The following is a 20,279-nucleotide window of genomic DNA, read 5'->3' on the forward strand; positions in this document are numbered from 1 at the left end:
GAAATATGCAAGAAAAACTAACGATTCGTGGGGCGCGTGCCCACAATTTGAAAAATGTTAATGTGGATATTCCTAGGGATAAGCTGGTTGTGGTGACAGGCTTGTCTGGATCGGGAAAGTCGAGTTTGGCATTTGATACGATTTACGCAGAAGGGCAACGCCGCTATGTGGAAAGCTTGTCAGCTTATGCCCGTATGTTTCTTGGTAACATGGAAAAACCAGATGTGGATTCGATTGAGGGGCTTAGCCCTGCCATTTCCATTGACCAAAAAACTACCAGTAAAAACCCTCGTTCAACGGTGGGAACGACAACGGAAATCAATGATTATTTGCGTTTGTTGTACGCGCGTGTAGGGACGCCTTATTGTATCAATGGGCATGGACCGATTAAGGCTTCGTCTGTTGAGCAAATCGTGGATCAAGTCCTAGCCTTGCCTGAGCGGACACGGATGCAGATTTTGGCACCTATTGTTCGTCGTAAAAAAGGGCAACACAAGACCATTTTTAGTCGCATTCAAAAGGATGGTTATGTGCGTGCTAGAGTCGATAGAGATGTTTACGAGGTCTCAGAAGTCCCTGAGTTGTCTAAGAACAAGCAACATAATATCGAAATCATTGTGGATCGCTTGATTAACAAAGAAGGCATTCGGTCGCGTTTGTTTGATTCGGTCGAATCAGCCCTTCGTTTGGCTGATGGTTATGTCATCATTGACACCATGGATGGCAATGAATTGCTCTTTTCAGAACATTATTCCTGCCCTGTTTGTGGGTTTACCGTGCCAGAATTGGAACCTCGCCTCTTTTCATTTAATGCGCCTTTTGGGTCATGTCCGACCTGTGATGGCTTAGGAATTAAATTAGAAGTGGATGTGGATTTGGTGGTGCCTGACCGTCACAAGACGCTGCGTGAAGGGGCACTCGCTCCGTGGAATCCCATTTCGTCACAATATTACCCAACCATGTTGGAGCAAGCTATGGAAGCCTTTGGCGTGGATATGGATACGCCTTTTGAGGATTTGAGCGAGGACGACCAGAACCTTGTCTTATATGGTTCAGGTGAGCGTGAATTTCATTTTCACTATGTCAATGATTTTGGTGGCGAACGCAACATTGATATTCCTTTTGAAGGGGTTGTCAACAATGTTAACCGCCGTTACCATGAAACCAATAGTGACTTCACCCGCAAGGTCATGAAAGAATACATGAACGAATTGACCTGTGCAGCTTGTCATGGTTACCGTTTGAACCCGCAAGCCCTCAGTGTACGCGTGGGTGGTGAAGATGGCTTGAACATTGGGCAAGTGTCTGATTTGTCTGTGTCTGACCATTTGGAACACTTGAAACACTTGGAACTTTCTGAAAATGAAAGTGTCATTGCCAAACCTATCTTAAAAGAAATCAAAGACCGTTTGACTTTCTTAAACAATGTTGGTTTGAATTATTTGACCTTGTCACGTTCGGCAGGGACTTTGTCTGGTGGGGAAAGCCAACGCATTCGCCTAGCAACGCAAATTGGTTCCAACCTTTCTGGTGTGCTTTACGTTCTTGACGAGCCTTCAATTGGCTTGCACCAAAGGGACAATGACCGCTTGATTTCTAGTTTGAAGAAAATGCGTGATTTGGGCAATACCTTGATTGTTGTGGAACACGATGAGGACACCATGCGTCAGGCGGATTGGTTGATTGATGTGGGGCCAGGAGCAGGAGCCTTTGGCGGTGAAATCGTTGCTTCAGGTACCCCAGAAGAAGTGGCCAAGGACCCCAATTCCATCACGGGCTTGTATTTGTCAGGGAAAAAAGCTATTCCTGTGCCGACAGAACGCCGTCAAGGCAATGGGCGTTTCTTGTCTATCAAGGGAGCTAGTGAAAATAACCTGAAAAACATTGACGTTGATTTTCCTTTGGGAACCTTTATTGCCGTGACAGGTGTGTCAGGTTCTGGAAAATCGACCTTGGTAAATGGCATTTTGAAAAAAGCTGTCGCCCAAAAATTAAATCGTAATGCTGCCAAACCTGGCAAACACCGTGCCCTAGAAGGTGTGGAATACGTTGACCGCTTGATTGACATTGACCAAAGCCCTATCGGAAGAACACCGCGGTCAAACCCAGCTACTTATACAGGTGTATTTGATGATATTCGCGATTTATTTGCCCAAACCAACGAAGCCAAAATTCGTGGTTACAAAAAAGGACGGTTCTCATTTAATATCAAGGGTGGACGTTGTGAAGCCTGCTCGGGTGATGGGATTATCAAGATTGAAATGCACTTCTTGCCTGATGTTTACGTGCCTTGTGAGGTTTGTCATGGGACACGTTACAACAGTGAAACCCTAGAAGTTCGTTACAAGGATAAAAATATTGCCGAAGTTCTTGAAATGACAGTCAATGACGCGGTAGAATTCTTTGCAGCCATTCCTAAAATTGCTCGGAAACTGCAAACGATTAAAGACGTGGGGCTTGGCTACATCACTTTGGGACAATCGGCAACCACTTTATCAGGTGGGGAAGCCCAACGCATGAAGTTGGCAAGTGAATTGCACAAACGTTCAACAGGTAAGAGTTTGTATGTTCTTGATGAGCCAACCACGGGTTTACATACGGATGATATTGCACGCTTGCTTCAAGTTCTCCAACGTTTTGTGGATGATGGTAATACCGTCATCGTGATTGAACACAATTTAGATGTCATTAAAACGGCGGATTACTTGATTGACCTTGGTCCAGAAGGTGGTGTCGGCGGGGGTCAAATCGTTGCCACAGGTACGCCTGAAGAAGTCGCCAAAGTCAAAGGTTCTTACACAGGACAATATTTGAAAGACAAATTATCATAATATCAAGAAAGCTTTTCCAAGGTATATGCCATTTGGAGAGGCTTTTTCCGTGATATGCCGAAATCTTGTATCCGCTTTTAACTTATTTTGATATAATGGGGAAAAGACTTGCAAAGGAGAGTCCTATGTTGACAAGATTGAAACGTTTTGAAGAAAAGTTGGACAAAGTTGGTATTGATGGTTTTTTGGTGACTGGTCAAAACAATATTTACTACATGACTGGTTTTTGGGGGACGTCAGCGACGGTTTTTATTTCTAAAACACGCTGTTTGTTTGTGACAGATGCCCGCTATACCTTGATTGCGAAACAATCCGTACAAGGATTTGACATCATTGAAAGCCGTGACCCTCTGCAAGAGATTGCCAAGGTTATCCAAGCAGATAAGTTGGAAAGAATTGGCTTTGATAGTCAAGTGTCTTTTGCCTACTATCAAAATCTGCAAGCGGTATTTGCAGGTTATCATCTGCAAGCCCAAACCAACTTCATGGAAGCATTGCGCATGATTAAAGATGCTTCTGAAATGGCAACCATCCGTAAGGCTTGTTCCATTTCTGACCGTGCCTTTACAGATGTGCTGGACTTTATCAAGGCAGGGCAAACGACAGAATTGCAAGTCGCCAATTTCCTTGATTTTCGGATGCGTGAATATGGGGCATCAGGTATTTCCTTTGAAACCATCGTAGCGTCAGGTAAACGCTCTGCTATGCCACACGGTGTAGCGAGTGACAAGGTCATTGAATCTGGCGATATGCTGACGCTTGATTTTGGTTGCTACTACAATCATTACGTTAGCGATATGACACGCACCATTCACATCGGTGACATTAGCGACAAGGAGCGTGAGGTTTACCAGTTGGTTTTGGAAGCGAACCAAGCTGTGATTGATTCGGTTAAGGCAGGTATGGTTCGTAAAGATTACGACAAGGCAGCGCGTAATGTGATTACCAATGCGGGTTACGGTGATTATTTCACGCACGGTATTGGTCATGGTATCGGACTGGATATCCATGAAATTCCTTACTTTGGTCAATCAGAAGAAGTGGTTGAAGCAGGTATGGTGATTACAGACGAGCCAGGCATTTATTTGGACAATGCATTTGGTGTCCGTATCGAAGATGACCTTATCGTCACAGAAGAGGGTTGCGAAGTCTTGACCTTGGCACCAAAAGAATTGATTGTCTTACCTTAAACGAGCCTGTACAAGCGTTAGATAAGCATAAGAGGAAGAAACGATGACAAATAGACTTTCTTGGCAAGATTATTTTATGGCAAATGCGGAGCTGATTTCCAAGCGTTCCACCTGTGACCGTGCTTTTGTTGGGGCTGTATTGGTCAAGGATAACCGCATCATCGCCACAGGATACAACGGTGGGGTGTCTGCTACTGATAACTGCAATGAGGTTGGGCATAAGATGGAGGACGGGCACTGTATTCGCACGGTTCATGCCGAAATGAATGCCCTCATCCAATGTGCCAAAGAAGGCATTTCTACAAAAGGTACCGAAATCTATGTGACCCATTTTCCGTGCATCAACTGCACCAAAGCCTTGTTACAAGCAGGTGTCAAGAAAATCACCTACAAGACAGCTTACCGCATGCATCCGTTTGCCATTGAACTGATGGAGCAAAAAGGCGTGGCTTATGTGCAGCATGACATCCCAGAAGTGCATTTGGGAAAAGATGCTTAAAGCCCTTGACTAGACATTCCCCTATAAAACATTTGAGCCATGCTCTATTTTATGGTAAAATAAGACGATAACTAATTTATAAGAGGTAATGAATAAATGATTGAAGCAAGTAAGCTTAGAGCAGGTATGACTTTCGTAACATCAGATGGCAAACTTATCAAAGTTCTTGAAGCAAGCCACCACAAACCAGGTAAAGGGAACACTGTTATGCGTATGAAACTCCGCGACGTTCGTTCTGGTTCAACTTTTGATACGACTTACCGCCCAGAAGAAAAATTTGAACAAGCAATCATTGAAACGCGTGCTGCCCAATACCTTTACAAAATGGATGACACCGCATACTTCATGGATACTGAAAGCTACGAACAATACGAAATTCCAGTAACCAACGTTGAAGAAGAATTGCTTTACATCCTTGAAAACTCAGAAGTTAAAATTCAATTCTACGGTACAGAAGTTATCGGTGTAACTGTTCCAACAACTGTTGAATTGATCGTTACTGACACACAACCTTCAATCAAAGGAGCAACTGTTACAGGTTCAGGTAAACCAGCCACTCTTGAAACAGGTCTTGTGGTTAACGTGCCAGACTTTATTGAAGTTGGTCAAAAATTAGTCATCAACACTCAAGAAGGTACTTACGTATCACGTGCGTAATAGCCAGTAAAGTAAGTAGAGAGGCAGTTTGTACTCTTTACTTTTTTACCTTTATGTATTTAGAAAGGAATGCTTATGACAACTGAAAATATTGGTGATATCGTCATTTCACCACGTGTACTGGAAGTCATTACAGGTATTGCTGCAACTAAGGTTGATGGTGTTCACTCCCTTCGTAACAAAGCGGTGACAGATAGCTTTAGCAAAACCGTTTTGGGCAAAGGTGTCTATCTTAAAACAGAAGAAGATGGAACAGTTAATGCGGATATTTATGTCTATTTACAATACGGTGTCAATGTCCCTGCTGTTTCTATTGCTATCCAAAAAGCGGTAAAAGCAGCCGTTTATGACATGGCAGAAGTAACCATCTCATCTGTAAACATTCATGTAGAAGGCATTGTTCCTGAAAAGACTCCTAAACCAGACTTAAAAGCATTGTTTGATGAGGATTTTTTGGATGACTAATAATTTTACCAATTCCAGACGTGACCTTCGTGAGCGTGCTTTCCAAGCCCTGTTTAGCCTAGAATTTGGGGGAGATGTCTTGTCAGCTGCGGAGTTTGCCTACATTTACGACAAACCCATGCTTGATGATGAAGGAGTGACAGTTGATATTCCTGTCTTTCTCCTTAGCCTTGTCAAAGGTGTGCAAGACTTTCAAGCAGACATTGACCAGCAAATTGAAGAGCATTTAAAAGCAGGTTGGTCTTTGGAACGCTTGACCCTAACGGATAAAACTTTGTTGCGCCTAGGTTTGTTTGAAATCAAGTATTTTGACGAAACACCAGGTCGCGTGGCTGTCAATGAAATCATTGAAATTGCTAAGAAATATTCAGATAACACATCTGCAAAATTTGTCAATGGTTTGCTAAGCCAGTTTATTACAATGTAAAAAAACAAGCTGATTGTTCAGCTTGTTTTTTTGCTTTTTAAATACTGCCACCAGGGAGTAAAGAAATCGGCAAAACATAGTCTTTGCTGGTCTTTTCTCCCTTTATTTTTTTGATCAGAACATCAACAATTAAATTAGCAATTTCGTCAATCGGTTGTTTAATCGTGGTAAGTTCAGGAATGAAATTTTCGGTGAAAGTCGTGCCGTCATAGCCAATGATTTTCAAATCTTCAGGTACTTGAAGTTTGAGTTGCTTGGCAATTTTCATGGTCAAAATTGCAGTCAAATCATCAGAAACGAAGACCCCATCAGGTTTGTTGTTGGCGATAATGGACTTGATTTCCATTTCACGGCGAATGTTAGAGAGGTTGTTTGGCACTTTGAAGATTTTTCCTTGTGGAATTTGGAAAGAAAAGCCAAGGGCACGCAGTTCTGTTGGTGAGTCCGTATTGTCATTTCCTGTAATCATAATGATTTGCTGGCAACCGTTCTTTTGCAAGGTTTTAGCGGCCATTTTTCCTCCCTCGAAATTATCAGAGGATACAATCGGGATATTTGGCGCGAGATTGCGGTCAAAAGAAACAATGGGTGCCTCAACACGATTGTAGTCCTTGATGCCAAGATTGTGGCTAGATGAAATAATCCCGTCTACCTGATTAGCCTCAAGCATTTCGAGGTATTCTTTTTCTTTTGCAGGGTCGTTTTGACTGTTGCAAATAATGGTCTTGTAGCCACGTTTGAAAAGCTCGATTTCCAAATGTTCGATGAGTTCGGCATAAAAAATATTGCTGATATTTGGAAAGATGAGCCCAATCAATTTGGCTGACTTGCCTTGCAGACCTCTAGCGAGGTTGTTGGGCTTGTAACCCAAGGTTTGCATGGCTTTTTGAACCTTGCTTTTGGTTTTTTCAGATAAATACCCTTTGTTATTGATGACACGCGACACGGTGGTTGGACTAACACCAGCTAATTCAGCGACATCTGTTAATTTTGCTACCATGTTACTTTGTTAACTCAAAGTATGTTCCAGTCGTTTCCCCAGCTGTGAGCTGAATACCGCTTTGCCCTGCTTCTGGGAAGACGCGGCTGGTAAATACTTTTTCTCCTTTGTTAATGAAAATTTCAACAATTGAACGATCGACGAAGATGTTGGCAGTGGTTTCTGTTGGTTCAATGTCACATTCACGGGTTTGACCAAAATCAGTTGCGTATTGCACGCCAGCTTTGCTACGATCAAGGATGACTTTTCCGTTGGCAGTATCCACAGTCAAACGTAGGCCGTTTCCTTTGTCGTCAGCGAATAGTAATAATTCTGATACTTGGTCAGCAGCAAAAGTAACTTCTAATTCGTAAATGTTTGCTGTTTCGGCTTTGTCAGCAAGCGGTTCTGAGCTTGAACGCAGGCTTGTAATGGCTTCGACAGGGTATTGGTAGAGTTTGCCGTCTTTGATAGACAATTCTTTGACCAAGCTAAGTGCCCCTTGGTAGTCGTATTGGTCAGTTGGGTAATCAATATCTGGCAATCCAATCCAACTCACAATCAAAGCACGTCCATCAGGCGCATTGAACCCTTGTGTTGCGTAAGCTTCAAATCCATAATCCAAGTTGTTGATTGTTGATGGATCAACCAATTTAGGGATCTTTGTATCAAACGTTTGACACACTTTGTAGGTATTTGGGTAAATGTTTTGGTAATCCAATTCTGCCTTATCCAGACCTTGTGGACAGTAAAGTAGGACTGGTTTTCCATCCACAAAAACAAGGTTTGGACATTCAATCATGTATTCTGACCCTGTTCCGCCAAAGTCAAGATTACCCACTTCTTCCCAGTTTTCAACGTTGTTGTCAAGGGCTTTGTAAAGCTTGATAAAGCCTGATTTTTCAGGACTTTGAGCTCCAACAATAGCATAAAATTGGTCATCGTATTTGAAAATTTGTGGGTCACGGAAGTGTTCAGTCACGTCGCTAGGCTGCTGAATAAGCACGTCTTTGCATTTGGTGATCTTGTGGTCTTTGTCCATCCAAGCCCCGATTTGCAAAGGGTCACGTACCCAGTTTTTATCACGGACATTTCCTGTGTAAAATAGGAATAATTTGCCGTCGATTTCGTAGGCTGAACCTGAATAAGCCCCGTGGCTATCGTGCTTGGTGTCAGGCAGCAATTCTGCGCCAGTTGTATGGAAATGCACCAAATCTTCTGACTCGGTATGAACCCATTCTTTCAAGCCATGAGCTGCGCCAAATGGCCAATTTTGGTAGAAAAGGGTGTATTTGCCGTTAAAAAAAGAAAAGCCGTTTGGGTCGTTTAATAAGCCTGTTTTTGGCTCAATGTGATAAGTGACATGCCAAGGTGACTTGTTGACATTTTCTGCAATAGCAGCTCTTTCTTCGGTACTCCAGTCGGAATACGCTCGGTATCGTATTTCTTTAGGTAAATCCATAGGGGTCTTTCTCCTTTTAGTAATCCATCTATACCTATATAGTAAACGTTTTCTATTTAAAAATCAATTGTTTTTGGCAAAAAATAAAAAAATATATCAAACGCTTGACATATTTTTGACAGATGTGGTAGAATGTAAACGTAAACAAGTGAAACGCTTTCACACGCTTAATAAATAGACAAAAGGAGTTAATGTAATGGATTATGGAAAAGTAGCTTCTGACGTTATTGCAGCGGTCGGAAAAGATAATCTTGTTGCAGCTGCCCACTGTGCGACTCGTCTTCGTCTTGTATTGAAAGACGATAGCAAAGTCGATCAAAAAGCATTGGATGAAAATCCAGATGTTAAAGGAACTTTCAAAATTGACGGTCAGTACCAAGTTATCATCGGTGCTGGGGATGTCAACTTCGTGTATGACGAATTGATTAAAAAGACAGGTTTGTCAGAAGTTTCTACAGATGATTTAAAACAAATTGCTAACAACAATGGGCGATTTAACCCAATCATGGCTTTGATTAAGTTGTTGTCAGACATTTTTGTTCCAATTATTCCTGCCCTGGTTGCAGGTGGTTTGTTGATGGCATTGCGCAACTTCTTAACCTCACCAGACTTATTTGGACCAAAATCACTTGAAGAGATGTACCCTGCTATTGAGGGTATCTCAGCAATGATTCAATTGATGTCAGCTGCACCATTTATGTTCTTGCCTATCTTGGTCGGAATCTCAGCTGCGAAACGCTTTGGTGCTAACCAATTCCTAGGGGCTGCCATTGGTATGATTATGACCACACCAGACCTTGGTGGGGCTAGCGAATATTGGAATGTCTTTGGTTACCATGTAGCACAAACCAACTACGCTTACCAAGTTATTCCAGTTTTGGCAGCAGTTTGGTTGCTTTCAGTCTTAGAAAAATTCTTCCACAAACGTTTGCCATCATCAGTTGACTTTACCTTCACACCACTCTTGTCTGTGATGATTACAGGTTTTGTAACCTTCACAGTCATTGGTCCAGTGATGTTGATGTTGTCAAATGCAATCACAGATGGGATTGTATGGTTGTATAACACAACTGGATTCATTGGTATGGGTATCTTTGGTGGTACTTACTCATTGATTGTTATGACAGGTCTGCACCAATCCTTCCCAGCTATCGAAACACAATTGCTTTCAGCTTGGCGTGAAGGTATTGGATACGGAGATTTCATCTTCGTAGTATCTTCTATGGCCAACGTTGCCCAAGGTGCGGCGACATTTGCCATCTGGTTCTTAACGAAAAATTCTAAAACAAAAGGTCTTGCTTCATCTGCAGGGGTATCAGCCCTTCTAGGTATTACCGAACCTGCTTTGTTCGGGGTTAACTTGAAATACCGTTTCCCATTCTTCTGTGCCTTGATTGGTTCAGGGGTAGCAGCTGCAGTAGCAGGATTGCTTAAAGTTGTTGCCGTATCACTTGGTTCAGCAGGTTTCCTTGGATTCCTTTCAATCAAAGCAACATCTATTCCATTCTACATTCTTTGTGAACTTATCAGCTTCGCCATTGCCTTTGCTTTGACTTACATCTACGGTAAAACAAGAGAAGCAGGTCTTTTCGAAGCAGAAGCAGTTGCAGAACAAGCGGCTCAAGAATCTGCTAAACAAGCAGAAACAACAACTGCAGCACCAAGTCAAGCTCCTACCACTCAAGCAGTAGCAGAAACAATTGTTAGCCCATTAGCTGGTGAAACAGTTGCCTTGGCATCTGTTAACGACCCTGTATTCTCATCTGGGGCAATGGGTCAAGGGATTGCTGTTAAACCAAGTGGTGACATAGTTTACTCACCAGTTGATGGTACGGTTCAAATTGCCTTTGAAACAGGTCATGCTTACGGCCTTAAATCTGACGACGGAGCAGAAGTTTTGATTCACATTGGTATTGACACCGTGTCAATGGAAGGTAAAGGCTTTACTCAAAAAGTATCAGCTAACCAAAAAGTGAAAAAAGGCGATGTTCTTGGAACATTTGATAGCAAAGCAATCGCTGACGCGGGACTTGATGATACGACTATGATTATCATCACAAATACAGCTGACTACTCTGAAGTAACACCAGTCGCTGATGGTAGCGTCCGTGAAGGGGATAACTTGCTAGACGTTAAATAAAAAAGATTCAGTAGAGAGGTGATTGTCACCACTCTTTCACTGACAAATCGAAAAAATATAATATATTGAGGTAAAAAACATGACAAAATTATACGGTAGCGTAGAAGCTGGCGGGACGAAATTTGTTTGTGCTGTCGGTGATGAGCAATTTCAAGTAGTGGAAAAGGCGCAATTTCCAACGACTACACCTTATGAAACCATTGACAAAGTGGTTGCCTTTTTCAAGCGCTTTGAGGAAGACTTAGCAGGTGTCGCTATTGGGTCTTTTGGTCCGATTGATGTGGATGAAAATTCAGAAACCTATGGCTACATTACGACTACGCCAAAACCTCATTGGGCAAATGTGGACTTGGTTGGATTGATTTCAAAACATTTTAGAGTACCTTTTTACTTTACAACCGATGTTAACAGTTCTGCATATGGTGAAACCCTTGTTCGTAAAGGGGTTAAGAGCCTTGTTTACTACACTATCGGTACAGGAATTGGAGCGGGTGCTATCCAAAATGGTGAATTTGTTGGTGGGATCGGACACACCGAAGCGGGTCACGTTTATGTGGCGCCACACCCACAAGATGTTACTAATGACTACACAGGTTCTTGTCCTTTCCACAAGGGCTGTTTGGAAGGTATGGCAGCAGGTCCTTCGCTTGAAGGGCGTACAGGTATTCGCGGTGAATTGATTGAGCTCAATTCTGAAGTTTGGGATGTCCAAGCTTACTACATCGCCCAAGCGGCTGTTCAAGCAACTTTACTTTATCGCCCACAAGTCATTGTGTTTGGTGGTGGTGTTATGGCACAAGAGCATATGCTGCATCGCGTTCGTAATAAATTTAGCGCCCTGTTAAATGGCTATGTTCCTGTTCCAGATGTTGCAGAGTACATTGTTACACCAGGTGTAGCCGAAAATGGCTCAGCAACCCTAGGTAATTTTGCTTTGGCTAAGAAAGTATCAGAACGTTAATTTCTTATAAGAATGTTAGGACTGAGGGCCGTTACCTCAGTCTTTTTGCGCGTTTGAAAAACGCTTCTAACACCCTCAATTGAGCAGATGCTAGTACGCTGAATTCTTGAATTTAAAGGGTTTTTATGATAGAATGGGCTGACAAGTTTATCGAAAGGAATTGGAATGGCAAATATTCTACGGACTGTTATCGAAAACGATAAAGGTGAAATAAGAAAATTAGAAAGAATAGCAAAAAAGGTTGAGTCTTATGCTGACGCTATGGCAGCTTTGTCAGACGACGAATTGAAAGCAAAGACTCCTGAATTTAAACAACGTTACAAGGACGGCGAAACCCTCGACCAGATGTTGCCAGAAGCTTTCGCGGTTGTGCGTGAAGCAGCCAAACGTGTATTGGGCTTGTTCCCTTACCGTGTGCAAATTATGGGTGGTATCGTGATGCACAATGGTGATGTTCCTGAAATGCGTACTGGTGAAGGGAAAACCTTGACAGCGACTATGCCAGTTTACCTTAACGCCATTTCTGGCGAAGGGGTGCACGTTATTACGGTTAACGAATACCTATCAACGCGTGACGCGACAGAAATGGGTGAAGTGTACAGCTGGCTAGGACTCTCTGTTGGTATCAACTTGTCAGCGAAATCATCATCTGAAAAACGTGAAGCTTACAACTGTGACATCACTTATTCAACCAACTCAGAAGTTGGTTTTGACTACTTGCGTGATAATATGGTTGTTCGTCAGGAAGACATGGTACAACGTCCGCTAAACTTCGCCTTGATTGACGAGGTGGACTCAGTATTGATTGACGAAGCTAGAACACCATTGATTGTGTCTGGTCAAGTTAGCTCAGAAACGAGTCAGTTGTACATTCGTGCGGACCGTTTTGTTAAAACTTTGACAAGCACAGACTACATCGTCGATGTGCCAACTAAGACCATTAGCTTGACGGATTACGGGATTGACAAGGCAGAAGAATACTTCCACTTAGACAATCTTTACGATTTGGAAAATGTTGCCTTGACGCACTATATCGACAATGCTCTTCGCGCTAACTACATCATGATTTTGGATATTGACTATGTGGTTAGCCAAGAAGGTGAAATTCTAATCGTTGACCAATTTACAGGTCGTACGATGGAAGGTCGTCGTTTCTCTGATGGATTGCACCAAGCCATCGAAGCTAAAGAAGGCGTCCGCATTCAAGAAGAATCAAAAACAAGTGCCTCAATTACTTACCAAAATATGTTCCGTATGTATAAGAAATTGGCAGGAATGACTGGTACCGCTAAAACGGAAGAAGAAGAGTTCCGTGAAGTGTACAACATGCGTATCATTCCGATACCAACGAACAAACCAGTTGCTCGTATTGACCATCCAGACCTCTTGTACCCAACTTTGGAATCTAAGTTCAAAGCAGTGGTTGAAGATGTTAAGGCACGTCATGCTAAAGGACAACCTGTTCTTGTTGGTACAGTTGCCGTTGAAACATCTGATATTATTTCAAAACGCTTGGTGGATGCAGGCATTCCACACGAAGTTTTGAATGCGAAAAACCACTTTAAAGAAGCTCAAATCATCATGAACGCTGGTCAACGTGGTGCAGTCACTATCGCAACCAACATGGCTGGTCGTGGTACCGATATTAAACTTGGTGAAGGTGTGCGTGAATTGGGTGGTTTGTGCGTTATCGGAACAGAACGTCATGAAAGCCGTCGTATTGATAACCAGCTTCGTGGACGTTCAGGACGTCAAGGTGACCCAGGTGAATCACAATTTTACTTGTCACTTGAAGATGATTTGATGCGTCGTTTCGGTTCAGACCGTATTAAGGCCTTCCTTGACCGTATGAATCTTGATGAAGAAGATGCGGTTATTCGTTCGCGTATGTTGACACGTCAAGTGGAATCTGCCCAAAAACGTGTTGAAGGGAACAACTACGATACACGTAAACAAGTCTTGCAATACGATGATGTTATGCGTGAACAACGTGAAATCATTTATGCAGAACGTCGTGACGTGATTACAGCTGACCGTGATTTAGGTCCTGAAATCAAAGCGATGATTAAACGCACCATCAAACGTACTGTTGAGGCACACAGCCATTCAGATCGTGACGAAGCACTTGCCGCTATTTTGAATTTTGCTAAGAACAACCTAGTTGATGAGCAATCTATCCAACAATCTGATTTGGAAAACTTGAGCTTTGATGAGATCAAAGAAGAACTTTTTAACCGTGCGATGGTCGTTTACGATGCGCAAATGGCTAAATTGAAAACACCTGATGCCGTCAAAGAATTCCAAAAAGTGCTTATTTTGATGGTTGTTGACAATAAATGGACAGACCATATTGATGCTTTGGATCAATTGCGTCAATCTGTTGGTTTGCGTGGTTATGCCCAAAATAACCCTGTGGTGGAATATCAATCTGAAGGTTTCCGTATGTTCCAAGCTATGATTGGTGCGATTGAATTTGATGTAACAAGAACCATGATGAAAGCACAAATTCACCAACAAGAACGTGAACGTGTGTCACAAAACGCCACAACAATGGCTGAAAAGAATATTGCGGCGCAAACACCAAACCAAGCGACACAAGATATTGATTTCTCTCACGTTAAACGTAACGATCCTTGCCCATGTGGTTCAGGTAAGAAATTCAAAAACTGTCACGGTCGCAAACAATTTTAGACTGTCTACTGAAAATTCAGAAAAGTTGATTGAAAACAGAGCCAAAAGTGATATAATAGAAAAAATCTAAACTTTTCGATACTAAGGGGGATGATTCATGTCATTTAAAGCAACAAGTAAAAAAATCGATTTCGATGCGCTAAAGGAAGAATCTGCCTTAACTGGTGAGGCTTTGGCGAGAAAAGAAGCGCGTGACCACGAATTAGAAGCGATCATGAAAGGCGAAGATGACCGTGTTCTTTTGGTCATCGGTCCTTGCTCATCAGATAACGAAGAGGCTGTTCTCAAATACGCTCATCGTTTGGCAAAACTTCAAGAAGAAGTGAAAGACCGCGTCTTTATGGTGATGCGTGTCTATACTGCCAAACCACGTACCAATGGGGATGGCTATAAAGGCTTGATGCACCAACCTGATACATCAGAATCACCAAGCTTGATTAACGGTATCAAAGCGGTACGTAACTTGCACTACCGCGTGATTTCAGAAACAGGCTTGACAACTGCTGATGAAATGCTTTATCCTGAAAACCTTCCATTGGTGGATGACTTGGTGTCTTATATCGCGATTGGAGCACGCTCTGTTGAAGACCAACAACACCGTTTTGTAGCATCTGGTATCGATGTTCCAACAGGAATGAAAAACCCAACATCTGGTAATTTGAACGTTATGTTCAACGGTATCTACGCTGCTCAAAACAAACAATCTTTCCTATTCAACGGTGAAGAAGTGGAAACGTCAGGAAATGCCATGGCACACGCTATTCTTCGAGGAGCAACCAACGAATATGGTAAAAACGTCCCAAATTATTACTATGACAATGTTCTTGAAACCATCGAACACTATGAAAAATTAGGGCTTAAAAACCCATTCATCGTGATTGACACAAACCATGACAACTCAGGTAAGCAATATTTGGAACAAGTGCGTATTGTCCGTCAAACCCTAATCAATCGTGATTGGAATGCTAAAATTAAGCAATACGTGCGTGGTTTCATGATTGAATCTTATCTTGAAGATGGTCGTCAAGATACGCCAGAAATCTTCGGAAAATCAATCACCGACCCTTGTCTTGGTTGGGACAACACGGAACAATTAATCCGTGAAATTTACGGCACATTAGGAAAATAATTATGGGAATACATCAAAAAAGTGCAACGCTTGACATTGCAAAAGTTAAGGCCATCTCAAAATTAGAAGGAGACTTTCTTGCAAAGAAAGAGGCGCGTGACGAGGAATTGGCTCGTATCATCAGAGGTGAAGATGAGCGCCTGCTTCTTGTGATTGGTCCTTGTTCGTCAGATAATGAAGAGGCTGTTTTGGAATACGCTCGCCGCCTGGCAAAATTGCAAGAAGAAGTTAAAGATAGCATCTTTATTGTGATGCGTGTTTATACCGCTAAGCCACGTACTAATGGTGACGGCTATAAGGGCTTGATGCACCAGCCAGATACCTCAAAATTACCTGATTTGATTAATGGAGTGGCAGCCGTTCGTCACTTGCATTATCGCGTGATTACTGAAACAGGTTTGACTACGGCTGATGAAATGCTTTACCCTGCTAATTTACCGCTAGTAGATGATTTGGTTTCTTACCACGCTATTGGGGCGCGTTCGGTTGAAGACCAAGAACACCGCTTTGTAGCATCAGGAATTGATGCGGCGACAGGTATGAAAAACCCAACGTCTGGTAACTTACAGGTTATGTTTAATGGTATTTATGCCGCGCAAAATGTGCAAAATTTCATTTACCAAAATGCTGAAGTGGAAACGGACGGCAATCCGTTAGCTCATGCTATCTTGCGCGGGGCAACCAACGAACACGGTGAAAATGAGCCAAATTATTACTACGATGATTTGCTCAAAGCGATCAGCTTGTACGAAAAAATGGGACTTCAAAATCCATTTATCGTGATTGACACCAACCACGACAATTCAGGGAAAAATTACCTAGAACAAGTGCGTATTGTTCGTCAAACCCTAATCAATCGAGATTGGAATGAGAAAATCAAAGCTTATGTGCGTGGATTCATGATTGAGTCTTACCTTGAGGACGGTCGTCAAGACACGCCAGAAGTCTTTGGAAAATCCATCACTGACCCATGTTTGGGCTGGGATAAAACTGAACAATTAATCCGTGAAATTCATGAAACATTGCGACATGATTCCTATGAGGACTTGCTCTTCTAATCACTAACATATAATGGAGCTGGGGATTTCTCTCAGCTCCTTAGTTTTGAGGAGAGTTAGCAGGTGCGGATAAGCTGAGGTAAGGGAGTCACATGATTATTGGGCATGGTATTGATTTACAAGACATTTCCGCAATTCAACAAGCTTATGAGAAGAACCCCAAATTTGCTCAACGCATTTTAACAGAAGCGGAGTTTAGGCGCTTTTCAGAACATACCAACTTAAAACGCCAAATGGCCTTTTTGGCAGGGCGTTGGGCTGGAAAGGAAGCCTTTGCTAAGGCAATGGGGACGGGCATTGGAAAACTGCGATTTCAGGATATCGAAATTTTAAATAATTCCCAAGGAGCGCCGGTGATTACCCGCTCTCCTTTTTCGGGAAGGACTTTTATTTCCATCTCTCACTCGGGAGATTATGCCCAGGCCAGTGTTATCTTAGAGGATGATTCTGGTTGAAAGGATTAGAAATCACACATTAGACGACTTCTCATAAATGATTATCTTTGGAGGAATGACATGATTTCGAGTTTACATAGACCGACTAAGGCCTTAATTGATTTAGAAGCGATTTGCCAAAATATTGAAAGTGTGCAAGCTAATATCCCTCAAGGGAAGCAGACTTTTGCGGTGGTAAAGGCTAATGCTTATGGGCATGGGTCTAAGCAAGTGGCGCAGGCGATTTCGCATTTGGTGGATGGCTTTTGCGTGTCCAATATTGATGAAGCGCTGGAGTTGCGTGAAGCTGGCATTGACAAGACCATTTTGATTCTGGGAGTTATTATGCCAGAAGAAGTGGAAATCGCGCGCGAGCATCATTTGACCTTGACGGTGGCTAGTCAGGAATGGTTGGACATGGCCTTGGCGCAAGGCATCTCTTTGGCGGACTTGGATGTTCATTTGAAAGTCGATTCTGGCATGGGTCGGATTGGTGTGAGAAGTCTGGATGAGGCAGAGCATTTGTTGGCGGATTTGAAAAAAGCTGGCGCTCATGTGGCAGGAATTTTCACGCATTTTGCAACGGCTGATGAAGCTGACGACACTAAATTCAATCAACAGCTAGCCTTTTTCACAGACTTGATTACGCATTTGAGCGAAACGCCAGCCCTTGTTCACGCCAGCAATTCGGCAACGAGTCTGTGGCATAGCGAAACCATTTTTAACATGGTGCGTTTAGGCATTGTGATGTACGGCCTTAACCCAAGCGGTACGGAATTAGCCTTGCCTTATCCGATCAAACCTGCTCTCAGCTTGGAATCTTCTTTGGTACATGTGAAGCAAATTTCAGCTGGTGATTCTGTTGGTTATGGGGCTACTTACGTGGCTCAAGGGGATGAATACATTGCGACGGTTCCGATTGGTTATGCAGATGGCTGGACCCGTGATTTGCAAGGCTTTTATGTGTTGGTCAATGGGGAATGGTGTGAAATCGTTGGGCGTGTGTCAATGGACCAAATCACTATTCGCTTGCCAGAAAAACTTCCAATTGGTACCAAGGTGACTTTGATTGGACAAGACGGCGACCAAGTTATCACTGCGACGGATTTAGCCCAAAAACGTGGTACCATCAATTATGAAGTGCTTTGTCTATTAAGTGACCGTGTGCCTCGTGTGTATTCAAAATAAATTGGATTCTACTTCGCTGTGACGAAAAAGCAGCGATTTAGAATCTCTTTTTGCTATTAAGCAGCAAAGTGAGGTTTTATGAACTTACAATCACCCATTGTGGAAATAAAAGGTATCGGTGCCAAAACAGCCGAAAAATGCCAGCAATTAGGTATTTATACGATTGAGGACTTGTTGCTCTACTACCCTTTTCGTTATGAGGATTTTAAAAGCAAACGCATTTCTGAGTTGGTTGACGGGGAGCGTTCGGTTATCGTCGGAACAGTTGTGACACCAGCGAACGTGCAGTATTATGGATATAAACGTAATCGCCTGTCCTTTAAAATTCGGCAGGGCGAAGCAGTTGTTGCTGTTTCTTTTTTCAATCAACCTTATTTAGCGGATAAGGTGACCTTGGGCAGTGATATTGCTATTTTTGGAAAATGGGATGCCCTGAAAGCAACGGTGACTGGAATGAAAATTTTGGCTCAGGTCACAGATGATATGCAACCTGTTTACCGCGTGGCTCAAGGCATTTCACAAAAAACACTGGTCAAGGCTATCCAGTCAGCCTTTGATATGGGGGCTTTGAATTGGTTACCTGAAAATCTCCCCCAAGTCCTTCTGGACAAATACCGTCTGTTAGGACGTGCTCAAGCCACCGCTGCCATGCATTTTCCAAAAGACATCGCCGAATACAAACAGGCCCTGCGCCGCATCAAGTTTGAGGAACTGTTTTATTTTCAGATGAATTTGCAGGTTCTAAAGGCGGATAATAAGGCAGAAAGCAACGGTCAGGTGATTGCCTATGATGCTCAAAAAGTGGCTGAAAAGATTGCTACTCTGCCATTTGCCTTGACAGGTGGGCAAAAACGCAGTTTGGAGGCCATTTTAGCCGATATGCGTTCAGGTGCTCACATGAATCGCCTTTTGCAAGGGGACGTGGGGTCAGGAAAGACTGTTGTGGCTAGTCTTGCCATGTATGCCGCCTACACCGCAGGTTTTCAGTCAGCCTTGATGGTGCCCACGGAAATTTTAGCGGAACAACATTTTGAAAGTTTGCGTCAATTGTTTCCAGACTTATCGATCGCGATTTTAACGTCAGGCATGAAGGCGGCTGCGAAAAAAACAGCCCTCGCGGCGTTGGCAGATGGCTCGATTGATATGGTCGTGGGAACACACGCCTTGATTCAAGACGCAGTGACCTATCACCGCTTGGGTTTGGTTATTACAGATGAGCAGCACCGCTTTGGTGTCAATCAGCGTCGTATTTTCCGTGAAAAAGGCAATAACCCTGACGTTTTGATGATGACCGCGACGCCTATTCCCAGAACGCTGGCTATTACGGCTTTTGGGGAAATGGACGTTTCCATTATTGATGAATTGCCTGCGGGGCGAAAGCCTATTATCACACGTTGGGTCAAGCATGAGCAGTTGCCTACTGTCTTGGATTGGATGAAAAAGGAGTTAGCCAAAGGTGCCCAAGCCTATGTGGTGTCACCTCTCATTGAAGAATCTGAGGCCTTGGATTTGAAAAATGCAGTTGCTTTGCACGACGAATTGTCCCAATATTTCGCAGGAACTGCGACAGTTGCCCTCATGCATGGTCGCATGAAAAACGAAGAAAAGGATGCTATCATGCAAGACTTCAAGCAGCAAAAAAGTCAGATTTTGGTGTCAACCACCGTCATTGAAGTTGGTGTCAATGTGCCCAATGCAACTATCATGTTGATTATGGATGCTGACCGTTTTGGGCTTAGCCAATTGCACCAGCTACGCGGACGAGTGGGCCGTGGGGATAAGCAATCTTATGCCATCTTAGTGGCCAATCCCAAAACAGACACAGGAAAAGAGCGCATGACAATCATGACAGAAACCACGGACGGTTTTGTATTAGCAGAAGCTGACCTCAAAATGCGCGGTTCAGGTGAAATCTTTGGCACTCGCCAATCAGGTATTCCCGAATTTAAAGTGGCGGATATCGTGGAAGATTATCCCATTTTAGAGGAAGCCAGACGGGTGGCAAGGCAGATTGTGGCGGAAGATAATTGGCAAAAAGACGCTAGGTGGCAGGTGATTTCCGACCATCTCAAAGACAAGGACACCTTTGATTAAGCTTTGTGCAAGTTTTTTGCAAGCCATGCTTAAGTTTTTTCCCTTATAATAAAACCATCAAATGAAGTGAGGGG

The 20,279-nt window shown here is 43.0% G+C and carries 16 protein-coding genes; 14 read left to right on the forward strand and 2 right to left on the reverse strand.

Annotated elements, in window-relative coordinates; translation table 11 throughout:
* Positions 1 to 5: 5 nt before the first annotated feature.
* From uvrA to nusB, 6 genes are all read left to right on the forward strand, one after another.
* Positions 6 to 2,831, forward strand: coding sequence for an excinuclease ABC subunit UvrA (uvrA, locus tag B3R79_RS04085; RefSeq protein WP_293693917.1), 2,826 nt, complete (start codon positions 6 to 8; stop codon positions 2,829 to 2,831).
* A gap of 125 nt (positions 2,832 to 2,956) precedes the next feature.
* Positions 2,957 to 4,021: a M24 family metallopeptidase gene (locus B3R79_RS04090; protein ID WP_168260369.1), complete on the forward strand. Its 1,065-nt coding sequence runs from the start codon at positions 2,957 to 2,959 to the stop codon at positions 4,019 to 4,021.
* 43 nt (positions 4,022 to 4,064) lie between these two features.
* Positions 4,065 to 4,520: a deoxycytidylate deaminase gene (locus tag B3R79_RS04095; RefSeq protein WP_293693919.1), complete on the forward strand. Its 456-nt coding sequence runs from the start codon at positions 4,065 to 4,067 to the stop codon at positions 4,518 to 4,520.
* Positions 4,521 to 4,616: 96 nt separating this feature from the next.
* Entirely contained in the window at positions 4,617 to 5,177 is a 561-nt protein-coding gene (gene efp, locus B3R79_RS04100; protein ID WP_168260370.1) for an elongation factor P, read from the forward strand.
* A gap of 75 nt (positions 5,178 to 5,252) precedes the next feature.
* On the forward strand, positions 5,253 to 5,642 hold the full coding sequence (locus tag B3R79_RS04105; RefSeq protein ID WP_154454933.1) for an Asp23/Gls24 family envelope stress response protein: 390 nt from the start codon (positions 5,253 to 5,255) through the stop codon (positions 5,640 to 5,642).
* A complete protein-coding gene (gene nusB / locus B3R79_RS04110; protein WP_154454932.1) occupies positions 5,635 to 6,069 on the forward strand; it encodes a transcription antitermination factor NusB in 435 nt (144 codons plus the stop codon). Before B3R79_RS04105 ends, nusB begins: the two co-directional genes overlap by 8 nt.
* 37 nt (positions 6,070 to 6,106) lie before the next feature.
* Here the strand turns inward: nusB and B3R79_RS04115 are convergent, their stop codons facing one another.
* Both B3R79_RS04115 and B3R79_RS04120 read right to left on the reverse strand, forming a co-directional pair.
* Complete coding sequence (locus B3R79_RS04115; RefSeq protein WP_168260372.1) at positions 6,107 to 7,069, reverse strand: LacI family DNA-binding transcriptional regulator; 963 nt, start codon at positions 7,067 to 7,069, stop codon at positions 6,107 to 6,109.
* A gap of 1 nt (position 7,070) precedes the next feature.
* A complete protein-coding gene (locus B3R79_RS04120) occupies positions 7,071 to 8,510 on the reverse strand; it encodes a sucrose-6-phosphate hydrolase (protein WP_154455185.1) in 1,440 nt (479 codons plus the stop codon).
* 196 nt (positions 8,511 to 8,706) lie between these two features.
* Here B3R79_RS04120 and B3R79_RS04125 point away from each other — a divergent pair, with 196 nt between their 5' ends.
* The 8 genes from B3R79_RS04125 to recG all read left to right on the forward strand — a co-directional run bounded on the left by B3R79_RS04125 (position 8,707) and on the right by recG (position 20,205).
* Positions 8,707 to 10,650 carry a sucrose-specific PTS transporter subunit IIBC gene (locus tag B3R79_RS04125; RefSeq protein WP_293693923.1) on the forward strand — a complete coding sequence of 648 codons (1,944 nt, stop codon included), beginning with the start codon at positions 8,707 to 8,709 and terminating at the stop codon, positions 10,648 to 10,650.
* Between the two features lie 79 nt (positions 10,651 to 10,729).
* Positions 10,730 to 11,611, forward strand: a complete 882-nt coding sequence (scrK, locus tag B3R79_RS04130) for a fructokinase ScrK (RefSeq protein WP_168260374.1) — start codon at positions 10,730 to 10,732, stop codon at positions 11,609 to 11,611.
* Positions 11,612 to 11,776: 165 nt separating this feature from the next.
* Entirely contained in the window at positions 11,777 to 14,302 is a 2,526-nt protein-coding gene (gene secA, locus B3R79_RS04135) for a preprotein translocase subunit SecA (RefSeq protein ID WP_168260375.1), read from the forward strand.
* A gap of 97 nt (positions 14,303 to 14,399) precedes the next feature.
* Positions 14,400 to 15,431, forward strand: a complete 1,032-nt coding sequence (locus tag B3R79_RS04140; protein ID WP_293693927.1) for a 3-deoxy-7-phosphoheptulonate synthase — start codon at positions 14,400 to 14,402, stop codon at positions 15,429 to 15,431.
* Between the two features lie 2 nt (positions 15,432 to 15,433).
* A complete protein-coding gene (locus B3R79_RS04145) occupies positions 15,434 to 16,489 on the forward strand; it encodes a 3-deoxy-7-phosphoheptulonate synthase (RefSeq protein ID WP_154455180.1) in 1,056 nt (351 codons plus the stop codon).
* Between the two features lie 92 nt (positions 16,490 to 16,581).
* Entirely contained in the window at positions 16,582 to 16,944 is a 363-nt protein-coding gene (gene acpS / locus B3R79_RS04150; RefSeq protein WP_154455179.1) for a holo-ACP synthase, read from the forward strand.
* 60 nt (positions 16,945 to 17,004) lie between these two features.
* Positions 17,005 to 18,111, forward strand: coding sequence for an alanine racemase (gene alr, locus B3R79_RS04155; protein ID WP_154455178.1), 1,107 nt, complete (start codon positions 17,005 to 17,007; stop codon positions 18,109 to 18,111).
* 78 nt (positions 18,112 to 18,189) lie between these two features.
* A complete protein-coding gene (gene recG, locus B3R79_RS04160) occupies positions 18,190 to 20,205 on the forward strand; it encodes an ATP-dependent DNA helicase RecG (RefSeq protein WP_293693929.1) in 2,016 nt (671 codons plus the stop codon).
* Positions 20,206 to 20,279 lie beyond the last annotated feature (74 nt).

Origin of the sequence: Streptococcus sp. UBA3373, from assembly GCF_002360305.1 — a bacterium.
Taxonomy (GTDB): Bacteria; Bacillota; Bacilli; order Lactobacillales; family Streptococcaceae; genus Streptococcus; species Streptococcus alactolyticus.

Coding starts and splice junctions, on each gene's coding strand:
- uvrA (WP_293693917.1), top strand. CDS start 6: ATGCAAGAAAAACTAACGATTCGTGGGGCGCGTGCCCACAATTTGAAA.
- B3R79_RS04090 (WP_168260369.1), top strand. CDS start 2,957: ATGTTGACAAGATTGAAACGTTTTGAAGAAAAGTTGGACAAAGTTGGT.
- B3R79_RS04095 (WP_293693919.1), top strand. CDS start 4,065: ATGACAAATAGACTTTCTTGGCAAGATTATTTTATGGCAAATGCGGAG.
- efp (WP_168260370.1), top strand. CDS start 4,617: ATGATTGAAGCAAGTAAGCTTAGAGCAGGTATGACTTTCGTAACATCA.
- B3R79_RS04105 (WP_154454933.1), top strand. CDS start 5,253: ATGACAACTGAAAATATTGGTGATATCGTCATTTCACCACGTGTACTG.
- nusB (WP_154454932.1), top strand. CDS start 5,635: ATGACTAATAATTTTACCAATTCCAGACGTGACCTTCGTGAGCGTGCT.
- B3R79_RS04115 (WP_168260372.1), bottom strand. CDS start 7,069: ATGGTAGCAAAATTAACAGATGTCGCTGAATTAGCTGGTGTTAGTCCA.
- B3R79_RS04120 (WP_154455185.1), bottom strand. CDS start 8,510: ATGGATTTACCTAAAGAAATACGATACCGAGCGTATTCCGACTGGAGT.
- B3R79_RS04125 (WP_293693923.1), top strand. CDS start 8,707: ATGGATTATGGAAAAGTAGCTTCTGACGTTATTGCAGCGGTCGGAAAA.
- scrK (WP_168260374.1), top strand. CDS start 10,730: ATGACAAAATTATACGGTAGCGTAGAAGCTGGCGGGACGAAATTTGTT.
- secA (WP_168260375.1), top strand. CDS start 11,777: ATGGCAAATATTCTACGGACTGTTATCGAAAACGATAAAGGTGAAATA.
- B3R79_RS04140 (WP_293693927.1), top strand. CDS start 14,400: ATGTCATTTAAAGCAACAAGTAAAAAAATCGATTTCGATGCGCTAAAG.
- B3R79_RS04145 (WP_154455180.1), top strand. CDS start 15,434: ATGGGAATACATCAAAAAAGTGCAACGCTTGACATTGCAAAAGTTAAG.
- acpS (WP_154455179.1), top strand. CDS start 16,582: ATGATTATTGGGCATGGTATTGATTTACAAGACATTTCCGCAATTCAA.
- alr (WP_154455178.1), top strand. CDS start 17,005: ATGATTTCGAGTTTACATAGACCGACTAAGGCCTTAATTGATTTAGAA.
- recG (WP_293693929.1), top strand. CDS start 18,190: ATGAACTTACAATCACCCATTGTGGAAATAAAAGGTATCGGTGCCAAA.